The sequence below is a fragment of the Campylobacter coli genome (assembly GCA_039516895.1).
Taxonomy (GTDB): domain Bacteria; phylum Campylobacterota; class Campylobacteria; order Campylobacterales; family Campylobacteraceae; genus Campylobacter_D; species Campylobacter_D coli_B.
Genome location: CP154437.1, coordinates 341,193 through 360,131, shown reverse-complemented (window position 1 = coordinate 360,131; position 18,939 = coordinate 341,193). Strand labels below are relative to the sequence as shown.

Genomic DNA, 18,939 nt, shown 5'->3' with positions numbered 1-18,939 from the left:
TCAGCCTTTTAATTTTAAGCTTACATTATGCAATATTTGAATCAATCTTTGATTTCTTAAACTTAAAGCCCTTTGATAATCCTTATAAAATTCCAAAGGCAATCTTTTATTTAAAACATCTCTTTTAATATCTTTTTTATATCTTCTCACTTCTTTTTGATGTTGTACAGATACCTTAACAACACTAAAAGCTAATGTTAATTTCATTATACTTTTTTTTCTAGAAATTTCTTTTGCAATTTTATAAGAAAGGTATTCTTTCACTCTGCTAACTGCACCTAAGGGTTGATTTTGTATATATATTTTTAAATTTTTGGCGTATTTTTTTAGATACAATGGATCTTTATCAAATTTTTGTAAAGTTAAAGCTTTATTGCAAACTACTGGTAAAAAATGCTGTTTAATTTCATCGCTTAAATGATGCTTAGAATGGATAAATTTTATAAATTCTAGTGCGATTTGCATCCAACTTGTAGTCTCATAATATAATCTTGTCTCATTCGAATTTTCAAAAATATCAATCTTTTTCAAATGCGAATCAGGATGTATCACCCATTTTTTACGGGTAAAATTCATAGAGCTTGATTCTCGTAAACGATAAATATATATTTGCTTTGGAAATATATAAATATTTTTACTCAAAGTAAACAATAACACCCCAAAATGACAATCTTCCGCAAATATCCCCTTGATAAATTTTAGTTTTATGTTTTTAAGAAAAGTAAAATTTACCATACCTTGCCAAGCAAACCAAAAATAAAAAAGTCTTCTTTCCTTAGCTCGATCAAGCCATTCTTTTGAAGTGATAATCACTTCATTTTTATAATCAAAGTGAGTCATTTGGCTAAGATGTTTTCTTTTGACTTTATCATACACCGCTCTATAATCAAACCAAACCACCTCTACTCCATCCATTCTAGGTACACATTCTTCTATGCAGTTTAATTCCCAATAATCATCAGAATCTAAAAAGATAATATAATCAATAATAGGATAAGTAAATTTTGTTAAATCTTTTTCATCATTAAAAGCTTTATAGCTTTTATATACAGTGTATATTTCATAAGGATTATTACCTTCTATGTTAAATTCTATTAAAGAATTTTCTTTGATAGTTTGGGTTTTGTTTTTGAGTTTGTATTCTCCACTAAAGTATTCTATACCTACATTTCTAGCTGTACTTTGACCACCATTTTTTTTATCAAAAAGAGTAATTCTTTTATCTTTTAAAGTATATTCTTTTGCTATGTTTAATGAGTTTTCATCTGTGCTACCATCATTTACAAGTATGATTTCTAAGTTTGTATAACTTTGATTGATAACACTATCTAAGCATTCTCTTAAATATTTTTCTACATTGTAGATAGGGATTACTACACCGACGGTTTTAGTTTGCATTGTTATGTCTTTTATAAAATTTAGAATCTTTAAAAAAATCCTTAGGATTAAAAAATAATTTTCTTGCTAAACGATAAAATTTAGTCTGCGAAATCAAACTTAATAAGAAATTTAAACCCAAAAATTCTAAAATTTTGGAAAAAAATCTCACCCTTTTTATCTCATACAAATAAGGCTTATAAACAAAAGATTTTAAAGAATAATACTCTTTGTCATAATTTCCCAACATAAGCATTTTTTTCTTATCAAAAATAATTTGATAAAAACCATCATTTTTAGCAAAACTATAAAGCTCATTTTTTAAATAAAAAACAATTTTATACAAATCATCATCTTTACTAAATCCTAATTTCTGGATAAAAGTAAGAATTTTCTTTTTTTCTTCAAATTTCAAAGAAGTGATGTAAGCTTGCATTTCTTTAATTTGTAATTTATCTAAATCAATATCCCAATACCTTCTATCATAAAGCTCATTGGCATCTTTATAAAACAACCAAGAATCAGGTAAAATTCCAAGCTCAAAATACACACAAAGATAGTTTTTAAAAATTTCGTGCAAATCTTCGTTGTATATATTTTTATCTAGTAAAATTTTATCGAATTTTTCTTCTTGTAAATAAATTTCAATTTCTTTTTTATTTTGATAAGCAAGCTCATCTAAGCTTTTATAAACGAACTTACCCAAATAAACGCTCAAAGCTCTAAAATTATATTTTTTATTTGCAATAACTAAAATTTTAGTATTTTTTACACTTGAAATTTGCAAAGGATCTATAGAATAATCTTTTATTTTTTTCAAGTGTTTGTAAAATAACTTATGATTTTTATGCTTTTTATCCATATAACCATTTTGATTTGGCTCTATATGCCAAAGATGGTACATATAAATTCCATAAAAACATAGCTCATAACCAAGTAAAGAAAACCAAGAACGAAAACCTTTAAAGCTATAAAAATTCCAATTTCTAGAATCATAATTTAAATTTAAAGGCACCTTCTCAAATTTTAAACAAGAGTTTAAAACTCTAGCAAAAAGATCAAAATCTTCATAGCCATGACCTATAAAATTTTCATTATTTCCGCCAATTTCTAAAAATTTATGTCGATTGATAATCAAACTCGAAGTCGAACTTGGAGCAAAAAACTTAACAAGAAAATTTTTTCCACTGATTAAATCTTCTTGAATCAATACATCCCATAAATCCATTGGGTATTCTTTTAAAATTTCACTAGCCTCTTGCGTTAAATATACTACGGGCAATACTAAAAGAGCATTGGGATTGTTTAAGATATTTTTGATTTTTATAAGTTTTAAAATTTTTTCAAGACTATCAAAAGAAATAAAACAATCAAGATCTAAAAATAAAAGTACACTAGCATTAGCATAACTAGCACCAAAATTTCGACATTTGCCTTGAGAAAAATACTCTTTTTGATTCTCATCTTTGAGATAAATATGATTGTTTTTTAGAATATATGTCTTAAGGTTATGCTCTTGCGAAGAATAACCCTCGACAAATATAAATTCTATCTTTTCATCGGTTTTAAAATACTGTGCCTTTTCATAAACTCTTTCCTGTATATAAGAGCGTTCTTTACTCAAACCAAAAGGTATTATCACAGATAATAAGGGCATAAATACTACACATTCCCTATCGCATAAAGCTGTATGATACCCACTACTTTATCTTCTTTAGAAACAACAATTTCTTTGATTTTATACTTTAGCATGATCTCTTCTGCCTCACTTGCCATAGCATCAGCATCGACCACTTTAGGATTTATACTCATGATCTCTTTAGCTTTAAAATCAAATCTTGGTTTATCATTAGCCTTTAAAGCACGGCGCAAATCCCCATCGGTTATAATGCCTACTAACTTTTCATTTTCAAGCACCAAACAAAGTCCTAATTTCCCACTTGTCATCACATCAACAAGATCATTAAATTCAGTATCAGGATGAACTATAGGAAGATTTTTAGATACCATGAGATCACTTACTCTAGTTAAAAGCTTTCTACCCAAACTTCCACCTGGATGAAAAAGAGCAAAATCATCAGGTCTAAAATTTCTAGCCTTCATCAAAGCAGCTGCTAAAGCATCGCCCATTACCAAAGTAGCAGTTGTCGAAGACATCGGAGCAAGTTGCAAAGGGCATGCTTCTTCTTTTACAGATATATTTAAAAAAATATCCCCTTGTTTTACAAGAGTAGAGTTTTTCTTTCCACACATGGCTATAAGAGGAATTTTGCGTTTTTTAATCGCAGGGATGATTTTTAAAATCTCTTCAGTCTCGCCTGAATTTGAAATAGCTATCAAAACATCATCAGGAGTAAGCATCCCAAGATCCCCATGCAAAGCCTCTCCAGGATGGATAAAAAAGCTTGGAGTTCCTGTGCTTGCTAAAGTCGCAGCTATCTTAGCTCCTATATGGCCTGATTTACCCATGCCACTGACTATGCAACGCCCCTTTGTATGGAGCATAAGTTCTATGGCTTTAGAAAAATTTTCATCCAAATTTAAAGCCAAATCTTCTATAGCCTTAGCCTCTGTCGCAAAAACTTCTTTAGCTATCTTTAAAGCATCCATTATCACACCTTAGATATTTAATACTACATTCGTTGCAACGGCAATTTGATATAAAATTTGCGTTAGCATAGAAAAAATTTGTAAATTCTCACTTTCGACCTTAGGCAAAACTAAGACAGAATCACCTGGCATCATATCAACACTTCCACTATATCTTTGAGCCTTGCCATTGTTGCGTATAACAAGTACTTTGGAGGTATCTGCTCTTTCTCCATAACCTCCTGCAAGATTGATATAGTATTTTAAATCTTCACCCTTATTATAAACAAAAGCTCCTGGTAAAGTAACCTCACCTTGGACTATGATAAGATTGTTTTTACTAGGGACATTGATGGTATCACCCTCTTCTAATATAACCTCTCCATAAGATTTTGGTTTATCGATGACAATTTGCCCCTTAGGCTCCAATTCTCTTGCTCTTTGGATAAACTCAAGTATCAATTTTGCTTGTTCTGCTTTGATAGCTGCACCCTGAGAAGTCACCGAAGGACTAGTTAAAGCAAGGGTTTCAAGCTCTTTAAGCTGAGCATTGATAAGATCTTTTTGAGTTTTAGCAACACTTTTTCTAAAAACTTGCAAGGCATTCATGTCCGATTGCCCATTTGCCACGATCAGTCTTGAAACATCCTCTAACGTCGTTCCTTTTCGAACTACCAAAGTTTTAAGCCCGCTATGCTCACCGTTGACTGTTATGCTGATATTTTGCGAAATGTATTCGGGATTAAACTGCACCTCATCACCCGTTTTTAATAAAACTTTAGAAAATTGCATTTTATTATAGGCACTTACTTCAAGCTTATGATCATTTCCATAACTTCTTAGTATCGCATTAGTTACTATAGGTTTTGCACCTGCTACGCGAGCTAAATCAAATAAAGTTTTAATATCATTTGCAAGCTCAAAGCGAAACGGCCTTTGCACATCTCCATTTACAAAAACATAACTTTGGACATTGCCCACCAAAACCACATCACCACTTCTAAAAGGAAAAAGATCCATTTGACCCTTAAGTAAAAAATCATACAAATCTATCTTTTTAATCACAGCATTATTGCGTAAAATTTGAATATCTCTAAAACTTCCGTATTCTAAATTTATCCCGCCTGCCTTATCAAGATACTGGATCACAGAATCCGAGCTAAGACCTTGATAAAGCCCTGGAGCATTAACACTGCCTGTGACAAAAACGCTAACATTTTGATAAGCATTCATATCCGCATAAACAAAAACATTATTTTTATAAATTTTATTTACCTGAGCTTTAATCACACTTACAAGAGCACTATTTTTTACCCCTAGCAAATTTACCGCTCCTACCTTAGGGATAAAAATATTTCCTTGAGAATCCACAACTAAAATTTGTTCAAATTCAACCGCACCCCAAATTTTAAGACTGATTTGATCGCCTACTGCGATTTTATAGTCAGGATTATAAACCCTTTGAGTGTAATTTTTGAAATTTCCATTAAATAATTCTGCACCAAATACAGGAATTTGAGCAGGGGCACTCTTGCTGATATTGTTTTCTATATTTTGAGAAGAGCTAGTTGTGCCAGAATTCCCGCTTGCGCTAATCTGTGAAACATCTATAGCTCCAAAACAAAAAATACAACTTAAAAATAAAATTAATATTTTTTTCATTTTAATACTTGTGCTCCTCTATAATCATTTTAACAAATTTAATCACCCCAAAAATCAAAGATAATACAATAAATGCTGTTAAGATATTATAAATTTTTTCAGGGTATTTTGCACTTTGGGGTACATCAGGGGTTTGAACGATAACTAGTTGTTTAATCTTTCTTAAAGCTTCTATCCTTGCACTTTCATAAGCTTTCAAAGCCGCCTCATAAGCACTTTGAGCAAAGCCTGCTTCTATGGTTAGATCTTGAAATTTAGCAGCTAGATCATTGAGTTTTTGAGAAGAATTATCGGCTGAAATTTTAGATCTTTCTTTAACTAATTGTTTTTTTAAAGCAGCGATTTCAGCCTTTAGGGTTACAATTTCAGGTGCGCTATCATTCATATAGCTTTGCATGGTTAAAAGCTTAGCTTCTCTTTGAGCGATATCTGATTCAAGTTGAGTTACTAAGCCGGCTTTAGCTTCTGCTTGTTTTAGAGGATCAAAAACTCCGTATTTATTTTGAAAGGCAATCAAATCATTTTGCGCTTTTTGATAGCGTTCTTTATATTTTACCAATTCTTCTTCCGCAAAGCTCATTTGCTCTCTTGCTGCCTTGTGTGAAATTTCATTGATAAATTTTTCACTTTCTTGCATAATGGTTTTGGCGATTAAATGCGCAGATTCTGGAGTAAATCCTTCAACCTCGACATTTAAAAGTCCTGTTTTATCATCCACATGTACTTTAACGCGGCTTTGATAATATTTTAAATAACTTTCTATAGAGCTAGAACTTGATAAGCTAAAAAATAAATCGATATATTGCTCATTGTAAAGTTTTTTTAGATGAATTTTTTCATCTAGAATCTTTAACATATCAAGCGATTCTATATAGCCTTGTAAAAACTTGATATCTTCATTAGTATTAGAAGTTGCGGTTAAAAGCGATAAAACCCCGCTTGCTTGAGTGCTTCCAGTAGTTGATTTTACACTCATGGTGATAGTACTTACATAACGATCAGCGGCAATTAAAATATAATAAATGATCACAAAAATCATCAAGATCCATACTATCTTGAAAGAATCAAAAATACTTAGATCTTTAATTTTATTAAAAAATGTATTTATTTTTGTCATTATTTTTTTCCTTGATAGACAGCTATGCCCTCATCTACATCATCATAAACAGTAGCTTTTCCATTTTCCATAAAGATAATTTTATCACACCATTCTTTAATTTCAGCCACATTGTGTGAAACCATGATCACTTTAGATTGGCTCAATCTTTCTTTATATAATTTATGGCTTTTTTCTCTAAATTTAGGATCTCCTACAGCTCCTGCTTCATCGATTAGATAATAATCAAAATCAAAAGCCATGCTAAGCCCAAAAGCTATCCTAGCACTCATACCCGAAGAATAAGTATTCATAGGCTCATCAAAAAATTTGCCAAGCTCTGCAAAATCTTCTACAAATTTGACTTTTTCATGAAGCTCTTCACCCTTATAGCCATAAACCCTAGCTACAAATTTAGCATTATCTCTAGCTGTTAAGGATCCTTGAAAAGCTCCACTTAGACCCAAGGGCCAAGAAAATTTTTTATTGGTGATGATTTTTCCTCTATCGGGAAGCTCAGAGCCACTTAAAAGCTTCATTAAAGTTGATTTTCCTGCACCATTTCTACCCATTAAACCTATACTACAATTTTCAGGAAATTCAAAAGTAAAATCTTTAAAAACATAATGCCTTCCGCCATTAAATAAAGGATAAGATTTGGTTAAATTTAAAACTTTTATCATGTTCTTCTCACTGCTGTTAAAGCTTGTCTATTGTAATAATATAAAAAAAGTCCCACAAAAGAAGTGCATATGATACAAAATATAGGATAAGTATAAGTATAATCATCTTGCAAAGGATAATTTTCAAAAAAATTAAATCTTAAAAGCTCCATAACATGAAGCAAGGGGTTATAATAAAATATATCAAGAATAGGTTTTGGCATAAGCCAAGTAGGAAAGATAACACCCGAACCCCAATAAAATACTATACTAAAATAATTAAGCAAAGTCTTTAAGGGCTCTAAAAAATATCCGATGATAGCAAAAACCATACCCAAAGCAAAACCCGAACACATAAGCAAAAATATACAAACCATCACGCTTAAAAAATGCCTAGGGATAACTTCTAATCTAAAAAACCAACCCACTATAAACAATACTGCTACAAATATAACAAAATAAATACAAAACTCAAGTAAAGTCCTAGCGATAAAAACATGTATGGGTTTTACAGGTTTGTAAGCAAAAAGAGCTAAATTTGCTCCTATACCATTCATAAGCTGAGTAACTATACTTCTAAACATAAAATAAGGAACTATACCCGAAATTAAAAACATAAAAATAGAAATCCCTTCAGGCATTAGTTGATGATGATATTCTCTGAGAATAGTCACAATGGTAGTAAGTATTAAAATGACACTCATAGGCTCGCCAATAACCCAAAAATAACCCAGATATTTATTTTTACCAAATCTAGTCTTTAATTCTCTAAAAAACAAAGCGTGAATTACATTTAACATTTATTTATATACCTAATTTTTGCATAAGCTATAATCATAACTCATTTTTTTAAACAAATCATAAAATTTTATCTTTATAAAATTCAAGCTTTTTGCCAAGTCCTAAAGCATTGTTTGTAAATTTCAGCCAATCAAGCTCTAAGGCATAAATTTTTGCACTCTTATCCAATTTTGCAAAAGGAAATTTTGAAAAATAAATTTTTATTTGCTCCTTGCTTGCGCTTTTAAATTTGGCCTTAGCTTGGATACCTTTTAAAAAAGCTATCTTGCTTTCTTTGGCTATATTTAGTGCTATGCTAGGATTTTCGCTAGCTAATTTTATATGCTTCGTATCTTCATGTGAGGCGATGATAAAAGCTAAATTTTTTTCATCAAAGACATAAAAAGCATTGGCTATATAAACACCTTTTTCATCACTCATAGCCCAAGATAAAAGCTGCTCATTTTTTATAAATTCTAAAATTCTTTCATCCATTGGGTAAAATTATACTAAATTTTTTTAAAAAATAACCGATTTTTCATTTTAAGCATATCAACACAAGGGGAGTAAAATGCAAATTGATGCGAGCAAAAATCAAAGTTTTTCAATGGACTATACAACAAAAAGTGGCAAACACCTAGCCTTGTCTATGTATGATAATCAAAGCTTAAGTTATAGCAATGATGAAGAAGGTAAAAGTCTTAATCTTAAACGCCAATATGGTTTTAGCTTCACTTTTGAAGGCTCTAAACTCACCCAAGCCGATCTTGATGAGATAAAAAATGCAATGAAAGAAGTCGAACCCATGATAAAAGACTTTTTGGCAAATTCTAAAGTAGGAGAATTAAAACCAAAAGAAATCATAGAATCAGCAATGCAAATGGCAAATGTATTGCCAACGCCAAATGATGAAAACCATCAAAATGCTATCATGAATAATTTTACAAATAAACTTAGTGATTTACTCAAACAAAATCAAAGCAATGATAAAGATATCAATGCATCCATGCTTGAAGATAGCAAAAAACTACTAGATGAAGTGTTAGAGCAAATGAAAAAGCAGCTTGAAAAACAGCAAGAAAAAGCTAAAGAAAATCAAAATAATGCAGAAAAAGGTTTAAATCTTTACGCTTAAATTTTATAATAAATCATAAAAAATTAAAAAAGGCACAAGATGAAAAATGTTGAAATTTTAGAAAATATGCTCAAGCTCCAACAAAAACTCAATGATGAAACTAATGGTTTAAATTGGGAAGAAGGTTATACCAAGGAAGGAAAACTCATCAGCTGGAGACGTTGTATTTATATGGAATGTGCCGAACTTATAGATTCTTTTGCTTGGAAACATTGGAAAAACATTTCAAGCCCTACAAATTGGGAAAATGTTCGTATGGAAATCGTAGATATTTGGCATTTTATCCTCAGTCTTTTACTTGAAGAATATACAAATAAAAATGATAAAAATTTCCAAGCTATAGCGAATGAAATCATCTCAGTTAGCGTTTTTCAAGATTTTTGTAAAGAAGAGGGCAATCCTAGCGAAAATGATCTTTATAGCATTTTAAACGACATAGAGCTTATCATTCATAAATGCAGTGGCTTTGGATTTAGCCTTGGAGAGCTACTTTCTAATTATTTTATCCTAGCGATTAAATGCGGACTTAATCTTGAAATTCTTTATAAAACCTACATAGGAAAAAATATTTTAAATATTTTTAGACAAAACAATGGCTATAAACAAGGTACCTATAAGAAAGATTGGAACGGAAAAGAAGATAATGAAGTATTGGCTGAAATTTTAGAGCAAGAGCTTGATTTTGATACTATTTATAAAAAATTAGAAGAATATTATAAAAAGGTGTAATTTGAAAATTTTAAGACTTGCTATTAAGGATTTTTTCACACTTCAATTTTTGAAATTTGCCTTAATTCCACTTACTTTTAGTTTTATTTTGATGATATTTTTGGCAATTTTTGGTTTTTCTTTTTTGCTTGATTATTTTAATTCTTTATTTAGTGTTGGAGAAGACTCGTTTTGGGCATGGTTTTACGCTCTTCATTTTGTTCAAATTTTAATTACGCTTATAAGTGTTTTATTTTCAGGCTTTGTTATAATTTTTGCTTCAGTTTTCCTAGCCCTTTTTATCACCTCTTTTCTTACTCCTCTCATCGTAAAACAAATCAATAACAAATACTATCATCACGAAGTACAAAACATCTCAAATATGTATATAATTTTTGAAATTTTCAAAATATTTTTAAAATTTATAGGAATTTTTTTACTTTGCACCTTGGCTTTGTTTTTGCCTTTTATCAATCTTTTTGTGTATTATCTTGCTTTTTATTATCTTTTTCATAAGCTTTTAATGCTTGATATAACAAGTTCGGTTTTGGATAAAGAAAATTTTAAAATTTTTAACGCTCAAGCATCTACCTTTGAATTTAAATTCAGCACTTTATGTTTTTACTTGCTCTCATCTATCCCGCTTTTAGGAATTTTTTTGCAAGTATTTTTTGTGATTTTTTTAACACATTTAGCTTATCAAAGAATTTTAAAATTAGAAGTTAAGGGATGAAATATCGATTTTGTGATTGTATAAATAAGCTCTTAAAAGTCTTGGTATTTTAGCGATTCTGCAAGCTTCTTTAAATTCTTTTGGCAATTTTTGACAAGTTTCATATTTAAAAACGATAGCCTTTTCATCCTTATACACGATGCCTATTTTTCCACCTAAAACACAATCGCCCTTCAAAAACTCTTTTCTTTGTGCTGCACTTAAAAGCAAACCTTTCATTTTTACAGCCTTAGCAATCAAACTTTCATTTTTAGGACAAATCATAAGACCTTGAATTTCTTTTATAGACTCCAAATCATAGAGTTTTTTTCTATCCTCATCAAGATAAGAAAAACTTCTTTTTAAACCTTGATGAAATTTACTCACAAAGGCATTGGAAAAATTTTTTCTTATATAATTTCTAAAATATTTTTCATTCTCATTGCTCTCATCTTGAAAATAAAAAATATCATTCTCTTTTAAATAACTTAAAATTTCATCCTTACTCGTAAAAAGCAAAGGGCGTAAAAGTGTATAATTTGAGCGTTTTTCACACTCTTGCATGCCTAAAATTTCGGCCAAACCCGCTCCGCGAGAAAGCTGCATTAAAAACCACTCCAATTGATCATTGAGATGATGAGCTAAGATAAGCTTGTCATAATTTTGCTCAAGACATATTTTTTCAAAAAAATCATAACGAAAATCCCTAGCTTCTTTTTCAAAATTCCCCTTTATCACAGGAGCACTTTTTATAAAAATTTTTTTATGAAATTCCAAGGCAAGCTCCTTGGCTTTTTGCTCTTCTAAATCGCTATTTTTTCTCGTTTTATAATTAATCATCACAAGATCAAAATCAATCTTTTTTTGCACTAAAAAATGAAAAAGTGCACTAGAATCACTTCCATAAGAAAAAGCGAGTAAATTTCTACCCTTTTTTAAAAAGGATAAAATTTCATCTTTAATTTGCATCTATTTTTCTTAAAGCCTTGGCTATGAGCTTTTTATCAACATTTTGAATGATTTCGCATTCATAAATTTGTCCCATTTCCAAATTCCCGCATTCGCTTTCATTGATAAGAATTTCTCCATCAATCTCTCTATCCCATCTTAAATCTTTAGCTGCGATAAAAAACTCACCCTCGCTACTCTCACCTGTACAAACAACTAAGCGCTTTTTTCCCACTTCTTTTTCAAAACTTTTTTCTATGACTTCATCTACAATTTTTTCTATGATTTTAAGTCTTTTATTGATCACTTTAAAAGGCACTTGCTCCATATCAAAAGCAGCTGTATCTTCTTCTTTAGAATACGCAAAAACACTCACTCTATCAAAACCAAAATCTTTGATAAATTCACAAAGCTCCTCAAAATCCACATCACTTTCACCTGGGTGCCCTACGATAAAACCCGTACGCAAAAAGCTATCAGGTGCACTTTTCATCAAATTTAACATTTCTTTCAATCTTGTGCTATTTGCTCCACGCTTCATAATCTTAAGCATATTGTCGCTAATGTGTTGCAAAGGCATATCAAAATAATTTACAAAAATTTTAGAAGCTATAATGCGTTTGATCAAAGCCTCACTCGCACTTGTAGGATAAAGATATAAAATTCTAGCTGCTTTAATACCCTCGATCTTTTCTACCTCATCAATCAAGCGTATAAGTCCATCTTTTTCACCCTTATCAAACAAATAAGAACTCGTATCTTGTGCGATAAAAGAAAAATCCTTATAACCCCTAGCCACCAAATCTTTAAGCTCGGCTATAATGCTAGAAATTTCACGCGATTTTAACTTACCCTTAAAACTTGGGATCGCACAAAAAGAACATTTTTGATTGCAACCTTCAGCGATTTTTATAAAAGCATGCGAATTAGAACCTGTGATGATGCGTTTGGAGTTTTCACCCTGCAAATAAGTCGAATTTGAAAATAAATTGGTTTTTTTAAGTATCATTTCATCGATTCTTTCATAATCACCCACACCAGTAAAAAGATCAACTTCAGGAAGTTCTTTCATAAGCTCTTCACGGTAACGCTGCATCAAACAACCCGTCACAACCAAAAGCGAATCTTTTTTTCTTTGCTCATGCAAATCTAAAATCGCATTGATACTTTCTTTTTTTGCACTATCTATAAAGCCACAGGTATTTACGATTAAAACATCAGCCTTACTTGGCTCATCGCAAAGCTCATAAGTGCTAAGACGCCCTAGCATAATCTCGCTATCGACTAAATTTTTATTACAGCCTAAAGACATAAGATAAAGTTTTGACATTTTTTTCCTATATTAAAGTTTTATTTTGATATAATCTTTGATTTTAAAAATATAATTATAGCAAAGAAATTTTATGGATAATTACGAATTTAGCGAACTTTTAAAAACTTTAAAAAACAAAGTCGGCAACATAGCCTCTATCATCAAGCCTGAAAACATCCAAACAAGGCTTAAAGAGATCGAAGAGCTTGAAAATTCTCCTTCTTTTTGGAATGATGTCAAGCAAGCAGGAATCATAGGCAAAGAAAAAACCAAGATTACCAATCTACTAAAAAACTACGAAAATGCTTTCAATGCTCTAAATGACGCAAGCGAACTTTTCGATCTAGCCAACAGCGAAAACGATACAGAAACGCTTGAAGCTTTATTTAATGATGCGCCAAAACTTGAAGATACCATCACAAGTCTTGAAATTTCCATGCTTTTAAGCGGAGAAAATGATGGCAAAAATGCTATTGTTTCTATTCATCCTGGTGCGGGTGGAACAGAGAGCAATGACTGGGCAAGCATACTTTATAGAATGTATTTAAGATTTTGCGAAAGAGAAGGCTTTAAAGTCGAAACTTTAGACTTTCAAGAGGGTGAAGAAGCAGGACTTAAGGATGTGAGCTTTTTGGTTAAGGGTGAAAATGCTTATGGGTATTTAAAAGCTGAAAATGGAATTCACCGCTTGGTAAGAACCTCTCCTTTTGATAGCGCAGGACGCCGCCACACAAGCTTTTCAAGCGTTATGGTAAGCCCTGAACTTGATGATGATATAGAAATAGAAATCGAAGAAAAAGATATAAGAATAGATTATTATAGAGCAAGTGGAGCGGGTGGACAACATGTCAACAAAACAGAATCAGCCGTAAGAATCACACATTTTCCAACCGGTATAGTCGTACAATGTCAAAATGATAGAAGCCAACACAAAAACAAAGCCACCGCTTTTAAAATGCTAAAATCTCGCCTTTATGAGCTTGAACTCATGAAACAACAAGATAGTGCTAATGCAGGTGAAAAAAGTGAGATAGGCTGGGGGCATCAAATCCGCTCTTATGTGCTTTTCCCTTATCAACAAGTCAAAGACAATCGAAGTGGCGAGGCTTTCTCTCAAGTAGATAATATCCTTGATGGGGATATTAAAAAAATGATAGAGGGTGTTTTGATTGCTTTAAAATCAGAGTAACAGGCTTAAAAAATAAGTAATTTCCGCAGAATGTCGGTATAAAAAAGAATTAGAAAGATAGCGGGATTTTCCCGCTTGTTTTATTATCTTGCATAAATTCTATAAGCATTAACCACAGGACAATAAATTCTTTTTTTAAGATCACTATCGCAATAAACATAAACAACTTTATAGTCTTTTTTATCGTTTGGATTTAATAAGAAAACATAGTTTGAGTATGGATATTTAGCTATTTCTAAATCACGCTTCATTTCTTTGATTTTACCTTCTGGATCTTTAAAATCACTAATTGCTCTGACTGAAGTATAATCATAAAGCTTATAATTTGGATATTCTTTCATAATCTCTTGATTACCTAAATCAAACATAGCTTGATCGTTGCCATTGTTTTTTAACTCGACTAAATCGCCATCGCCACAACCTATAATCAAAGTCATAACTCCCAAAGCCAAAGCACTTGTTAAAATTTTTTTCATTTTTGCTCCTATTTTAAAAATTAAATTAATATAATTGTACCTAAATTTAAAAATTTAAATATCATTTTTGTAATAAATTTTTAAAGTAAAAATCACATTAAAATTTAACTCGCAATCATTTCATTCAAACAAATTTTTATGCAAAATCTCTTCTAAAACCACAGTAGCATAAGAGCCTTTTTGCAAGAAAAACTCCATGCAAAAATGAGCTTTTTGCTCATCATAACGCCATTTAACATCTTCTAAATACGACCACATAAAGCGTCTTGAGCCTTGCATTTTAGCTTTAAATTCCAAAGCGTCTTTAAAAATTTCATTTTCCAAATTTAAAGCCAGTCCTTGACTTGCTTCATAGGCTTTAGTGCCGATTAAAAGCCCCATAGCGCTAATATCTCTTGCCTTAAAGCGTTCAAGCTCGGTATTTAAATCCTCGCATAAAAAGCATTTTCCAAAAGGATAATGCCCTAAAACTTCACCTTTTAAAAGCTTAAAAAACTGCTCTTGTTTTTTAAGCTCCTTAGCTTCTTCTTTAGAGATGTTATAAATTTGTGCTAATTCTTTTTCAGTAAAATCATTTGCAAAATGCGATAATTCCACTCTTTTGCTCAAATAACGATTAAAAAGCTCGCTTTGAAAAGCAGAGATTAAAAACTCCTTCATTTTGACATTTTTCATCTTTTTACCACGTAAAATTTCAAGCCCTTCTTTGTAATTGTCCCCAAATTTTCCAAAGCGTTGATAACCAAAATAATTTGCAAAACCCTGTTTATCTAAATTTATCAAAGCCTGCTCTAATTTTAAAGCATCACTAGGTAAAACTTTTTTTAAGCGTATAAAAAAGGAATTTCCTTTTAAATGGCCTATTCTTAATTTATTTTCATGAATAAAAGTTTCTAAAATTTTAAGCTTAGGATGAGAAAAATTAGCCAAAAAACTCTCGAATTTTTTAGGCATAGAAAGGTATTGAAAAGTAGAGCCTTGCTTGTCTTTAAGCCCAGCATAGCCAAAATCACGCATCTTAACCCCGCTTACTTCGCTTAAAATTCTTAAAGCTTCATTGGTGCTTAAATCTTTTTTATTGATATGCAAGATAAGATGTTCGCCCTTGCCACTAAATTCATACAAAGGCCTTTCACGCACCACAAAATCATCACTATTTTTACTAAAATACGCGTTAATAGGACTATGTTTTAAACTATACAAAGGCTTAAAAATGGTGTTCTCTTCCGCTAAATTCATACTTTCCTTTCACTGCTTTTCCAAAAATATTTATTTTTACGCCATGTTTTTTTGCAATTTTTTCTATCTTTGGATACTCTTTTTCATCAAATGCAAATAAAATTTCATATTCTTCCCCACTATAAAGCGCATAATCATCAAGTGTTTTAAACCAAGAAATACCGCATTTATTTTGCGCTAAAAGTCTTGATAAATCTTTACTTAAACCATCTGAAATATCCATAGCGCAAGATATAAAAGGTGCGATTTCATAAAAAAAATCAGGCCTTAATTTTGGTTTTATAAATACATGATTTGAATTTAAAGTGCCGCCATTTTGCAAAATTTCAAGCCCTCTTAAACTCTTACCCAAAACCCCTGTATAAGCAAGCAAATGTCCTTTTTTTAGTCCTTTTCTAAAAACAGCCTTATTTCTCACTTTAGAAATGATAGTAATGCTAATATCAATCTTATCATTACTAATCGTATCACCGCCTATAATTTTGATATTAAATTTTTTAGCTGTTTTTAAAAAACCTTTTTGCAAGGCTTTAATCTCATCTTCACCTAGGCTATTTGGCAAGGCAAGCCCTAAAAGTGCATATTTTGGCTTAGCATTCATCACGATAGCGTCTGAAATATTTACCAGCATTGCTTTTGTAGCAATTTGCTCTAAAGTAAGCCATTCTCTTTTAAAATGCACATTTTCAAAAAACAAATCCTTACTCAAGCACCATTTATCGACGATAGCACCATCATCGCCGTTTTTTTCATTTAAAAAAGCTTTGATTATAAAATCTTCCTTATTCATGAAAAGATTTTATAAAATTTCCTTTTAAATTCTAGTGAATTTTAAAAAAATTTTATATAATACTTATCAAAAGGAAAAAGCATGAAAAATTTAGAACTTAGAATTTTTAGATTTGATAAACAAAAAGATTATGAGGCTTATTATAAACCCTATGTTTATGATAATTATGAAAATTTTGCCACTCTTTATGACTTGCTTTTGCAAGTGCAAGATGATGATATTTATTTTGATTTTGAAAAAAATGATAAAAGCTATATCGTAGTCAATAAAGAATTTTTACCATTAGACACAGCTTTGGATATATTAGTCAAAAAGTATGATTTTAATCTTACCATAGAGCCGCTAAGCACCAAAAGATCGGTAAAAGATCTTATCATCAATAAAGATGATTTTTTAGAAAAATTTAAATACCTTGCTCCATTTGCAAATGAAGAAGATAAAAAGCTTTATGAAAAATATGATTATTTGTATTATTCAAGTGAAATTTTAGACTTTTTACCTGAATATATGGGCGATGCAGTGTTTTATCTGGCTTCAAAAATGATAGAAAAATATCCTAACAAAAAAATAAAAATTTTAAAGACAATTTGTGACACGCAAAAAGGTATCTTTTATCATCTGCCAAGTAAAAATGAAGATTTGGAAAATATCATCAAAAATTTACAAAAAGAAATCATAGATTTAAAACTTATCAATGAGGCTGCTTTAGAATTTGATTTACCAAAAATCAATGCTTTTGATAATGAAATCAAAGAGCTTGGTGAAGTAAAATATGATTTTGATAATTTTAATATCGCTTGTTATGGTTTTAAGATCAAAGATGATATAAAATCAAAAATCAAAGCCCATTTTATCTCTTATGAAAATAGCGATAAAAACAATGGATTTTCCCTGCTTCATCTAAATCCTGAACTTAGCTATAAAATGGCAGCAAATATTATCCTTGATGCTTACGATAGCGGTGCTGATTTTATAGTGGTAAATCAAGCAAAAGATTTTTATATGTTTGACACTTGCTCGAAAAAACTTATGCAAAGTAGCGGAAGAGAATTTAAGGATTTTTATGTTTTGAGCTATTTTGAATTCCTTTCCTTAATCCAAGGGATTAAAAATCCTTCTTTGCAAAATCATGACTTGAAAGTAAGTTTGATATGAAAATTTCTCTAGAATGTAAAGATTTGATCATCGAAAAAGCCTTAGAGCTTTTTTTAAAAGAGCATTTAGTGATGAAAAAAGATTGTGATTTTATTATAAGTGATGAGAAAATCTCTACTCAAAAGCCTTTATTTATTATCGCCAAAAACTCACCCTTTTTAAGTGTGCCTTTTAGCAAAGAAACTCTCATAAATTCCTTAAATGAATTCGATAGCGCCCTAAAAGCAACGGCTCAAAAGCTGGCTGATGAAAGAAGAAGGGTACTAGAAGCAAGGATAGATGAAATCGCAAATGAATTTAAAAAAGACTATCAAAGCAAGATAGATCTTGCTATCAGTGAGCTTAAAGATAAATTAGTTAAAGCTTTAATGTATGAATAATGAATTTGTAAGTGTTAAGGATTTTTTACAGGGTAAAAAAAATATCCATTTTAATGACTCTACCCAGCCCAACAAAAAAGAAAAAATCAAAAAAACTTTGCCTAAATTATATACAAGCATAGAAAGTGGCATATATAAAGGCAAAAAACTGCTTTTACCTAGTCTTCAAACCACAAGAAGCACTAAAAGTATTGTAAAAAAATGTGTTTTTAATGTCTTAAGATCAGATTTAAGAAATAAAATTTTTATCGAAGCTTTTGGAGGAAGTGCTTTAATGGCTGCTGAAGCTTTGAGTAATTACGCTCTTAAGGCTTATGCCATAGAACTTGATTTAAACGCTTATAAAATCGCTTTAGAAAATGCTAAAAATATAGATACAAATTTAAAAGTAATTCATGCTAATACTTTTGAAATGTTACCCAAACTTATAGAAGATTCTAAAGAAAATATTATTTTATATCTTGATCCACCTTTTGATATAAGAGAAGGTTTTAGTGGAATTTATGAAAAAATTTATAATTTCTTGGAAAAATTAAAATTAGATGCTTTATTTTGTATCATTTTAGAGCATAACTCCAAAATAAAAACTCCTGATAATATAGCAAATTTTACCAAAACAAAAGAAAAAAAATTCGGATCAACCAGTCTTAGTTTTTATCAAAAAAATATTCTAGAAGAATAAATTTTAATCTTGGAACACTTATTGCTTCTTTTATTCTAACTATCAGA

19 protein-coding genes and 1 pseudogene are annotated in these 18,939 nt (G+C 30.5%); 7 read left to right on the top strand and 13 right to left on the bottom strand.

Going from position 1 to position 18,939, the window contains the following annotated elements; translation table 11 throughout:
• Genes AAID94_01715 through AAID94_01680 form a run of 8 tightly spaced genes read right to left on the bottom strand, consistent with a single transcriptional unit; the run spans position 1 to position 8,661 of the window.
• Positions 1-1,398 carry a glycosyltransferase family 2 protein gene (locus tag AAID94_01715; GenBank protein XAK24264.1) on the bottom strand — a complete coding sequence of 466 codons (1,398 nt, stop codon included), beginning with the start codon at positions 1,396-1,398 and terminating at the stop codon, positions 1-3.
• Positions 1,388-3,034 (bottom strand): galactosyltransferase-related protein, encoded by a 1,647-nt coding sequence (locus tag AAID94_01710; protein ID XAK24263.1) that lies wholly within the window; start codon positions 3,032-3,034, stop codon positions 1,388-1,390. The genes AAID94_01715 and AAID94_01710 overlap by 11 nt, the downstream gene beginning before the upstream one ends.
• 5 nt (positions 3,035-3,039) lie before the next feature.
• Positions 3,040-3,987 (bottom strand): KpsF/GutQ family sugar-phosphate isomerase, encoded by a 948-nt coding sequence (locus AAID94_01705; protein ID XAK24262.1) that lies wholly within the window; start codon positions 3,985-3,987, stop codon positions 3,040-3,042.
• Positions 3,988-3,996: 9 nt separating this feature from the next.
• A complete protein-coding gene (locus AAID94_01700; GenBank protein ID XAK24261.1) occupies positions 3,997-5,628 on the bottom strand; it encodes an SLBB domain-containing protein in 1,632 nt (543 codons plus the stop codon).
• A 1-nt stretch (position 5,629) separates the two neighbouring features.
• On the bottom strand, positions 5,630-6,745 hold the full coding sequence (locus AAID94_01695) for a capsule biosynthesis protein (GenBank protein XAK24260.1): 1,116 nt from the start codon (positions 6,743-6,745) through the stop codon (positions 5,630-5,632).
• Positions 6,745-7,407, bottom strand: coding sequence for an ABC transporter ATP-binding protein (locus AAID94_01690; GenBank protein ID XAK24259.1), 663 nt, complete (start codon positions 7,405-7,407; stop codon positions 6,745-6,747). Before AAID94_01690 ends, AAID94_01695 begins: the two co-directional genes overlap by 1 nt.
• Entirely contained in the window at positions 7,404-8,186 is a 783-nt protein-coding gene (locus AAID94_01685) for an ABC transporter permease (GenBank protein XAK24258.1), read from the bottom strand. The genes AAID94_01690 and AAID94_01685 overlap by 4 nt, the downstream gene beginning before the upstream one ends.
• A 58-nt stretch (positions 8,187-8,244) precedes the next feature.
• On the bottom strand, positions 8,245-8,661 hold the full coding sequence (locus AAID94_01680; protein ID XAK24257.1) for a hypothetical protein: 417 nt from the start codon (positions 8,659-8,661) through the stop codon (positions 8,245-8,247).
• A gap of 76 nt (positions 8,662-8,737) precedes the next feature.
• Between AAID94_01680 and ciaI the strand changes: the two genes are divergently transcribed.
• The 3 genes from ciaI to AAID94_01665 are packed head-to-tail and all read left to right on the top strand — an operon-like array spanning position 8,738 to position 10,742.
• Positions 8,738-9,301 carry an intracellular survival protein CiaI gene (gene ciaI, locus AAID94_01675; GenBank protein ID XAK24256.1) on the top strand — a complete coding sequence of 188 codons (564 nt, stop codon included), beginning with the start codon at positions 8,738-8,740 and terminating at the stop codon, positions 9,299-9,301.
• Positions 9,302-9,340: 39 nt separating this feature from the next.
• Positions 9,341-10,030: a dUTP diphosphatase gene (locus AAID94_01670; protein XAK24255.1), complete on the top strand. Its 690-nt coding sequence runs from the start codon at positions 9,341-9,343 to the stop codon at positions 10,028-10,030.
• A 1-nt stretch (position 10,031) separates the two neighbouring features.
• Positions 10,032-10,742, top strand: a complete 711-nt coding sequence (locus AAID94_01665) for an EI24 domain-containing protein (protein ID XAK24254.1) — start codon at positions 10,032-10,034, stop codon at positions 10,740-10,742.
• On the opposite strand, the gene tilS is transcribed toward AAID94_01665, so the two are convergent.
• Positions 10,725-11,690 carry a tRNA lysidine(34) synthetase TilS gene (tilS, locus tag AAID94_01660; GenBank protein ID XAK24253.1) on the bottom strand — a complete coding sequence of 322 codons (966 nt, stop codon included), beginning with the start codon at positions 11,688-11,690 and terminating at the stop codon, positions 10,725-10,727. The genes AAID94_01665 and tilS overlap by 18 nt on opposite strands.
• Positions 11,680-12,999 carry a 30S ribosomal protein S12 methylthiotransferase RimO gene (gene rimO, locus AAID94_01655; protein ID XAK24252.1) on the bottom strand — a complete coding sequence of 440 codons (1,320 nt, stop codon included), beginning with the start codon at positions 12,997-12,999 and terminating at the stop codon, positions 11,680-11,682. Before rimO ends, tilS begins: the two co-directional genes overlap by 11 nt.
• Before the next feature lie 73 nt (positions 13,000-13,072).
• On the opposite strand from rimO, the gene prfB reads away from it, so the two are divergent.
• Entirely contained in the window at positions 13,073-14,170 is a 1,098-nt protein-coding gene (prfB, locus tag AAID94_01650; GenBank protein XAK24251.1) for a peptide chain release factor 2, read from the top strand.
• Between the two features lie 164 nt (positions 14,171-14,334).
• On the opposite strand, the pseudogene AAID94_01645 reads toward prfB, so the two are convergent.
• The 3 genes and pseudogenes from AAID94_01645 to AAID94_01635 all read right to left on the bottom strand — a co-directional run bounded on the left by AAID94_01645 (position 14,335) and on the right by AAID94_01635 (position 16,675).
• Positions 14,335-14,646 (bottom strand): annotated as a pseudogene (locus AAID94_01645) (hypothetical protein).
• 120 nt (positions 14,647-14,766) lie between these two features.
• A complete protein-coding gene (gene truD, locus AAID94_01640) occupies positions 14,767-15,885 on the bottom strand; it encodes a tRNA pseudouridine(13) synthase TruD (GenBank protein ID XAK24250.1) in 1,119 nt (372 codons plus the stop codon).
• Positions 15,854-16,675: a thiamine-phosphate kinase gene (locus AAID94_01635; GenBank protein XAK24249.1), complete on the bottom strand. Its 822-nt coding sequence runs from the start codon at positions 16,673-16,675 to the stop codon at positions 15,854-15,856. The genes truD and AAID94_01635 overlap by 32 nt, the downstream gene beginning before the upstream one ends.
• A gap of 81 nt (positions 16,676-16,756) precedes the next feature.
• Here AAID94_01635 and AAID94_01630 point away from each other — a divergent pair, with 81 nt between their 5' ends.
• From AAID94_01630 to rsmD, 3 genes are read left to right on the top strand one after another with little or no spacing between them, the layout of a single operon-like run.
• The gene (locus tag AAID94_01630) at positions 16,757-17,830 is read left to right on the top strand and encodes a DUF5644 domain-containing protein (protein XAK24248.1); all 1,074 of its coding nucleotides are present in this window, start codon (positions 16,757-16,759) and stop codon (positions 17,828-17,830) included.
• On the top strand, positions 17,827-18,210 hold the full coding sequence (locus AAID94_01625) for a hypothetical protein (protein ID XAK24247.1): 384 nt from the start codon (positions 17,827-17,829) through the stop codon (positions 18,208-18,210). The genes AAID94_01630 and AAID94_01625 overlap by 4 nt, the downstream gene beginning before the upstream one ends.
• Positions 18,203-18,892 (top strand): 16S rRNA (guanine(966)-N(2))-methyltransferase RsmD, encoded by a 690-nt coding sequence (gene rsmD / locus AAID94_01620; protein ID XAK24246.1) that lies wholly within the window; start codon positions 18,203-18,205, stop codon positions 18,890-18,892. Before AAID94_01625 ends, rsmD begins: the two co-directional genes overlap by 8 nt.
• Positions 18,893-18,939 lie beyond the last annotated feature (47 nt).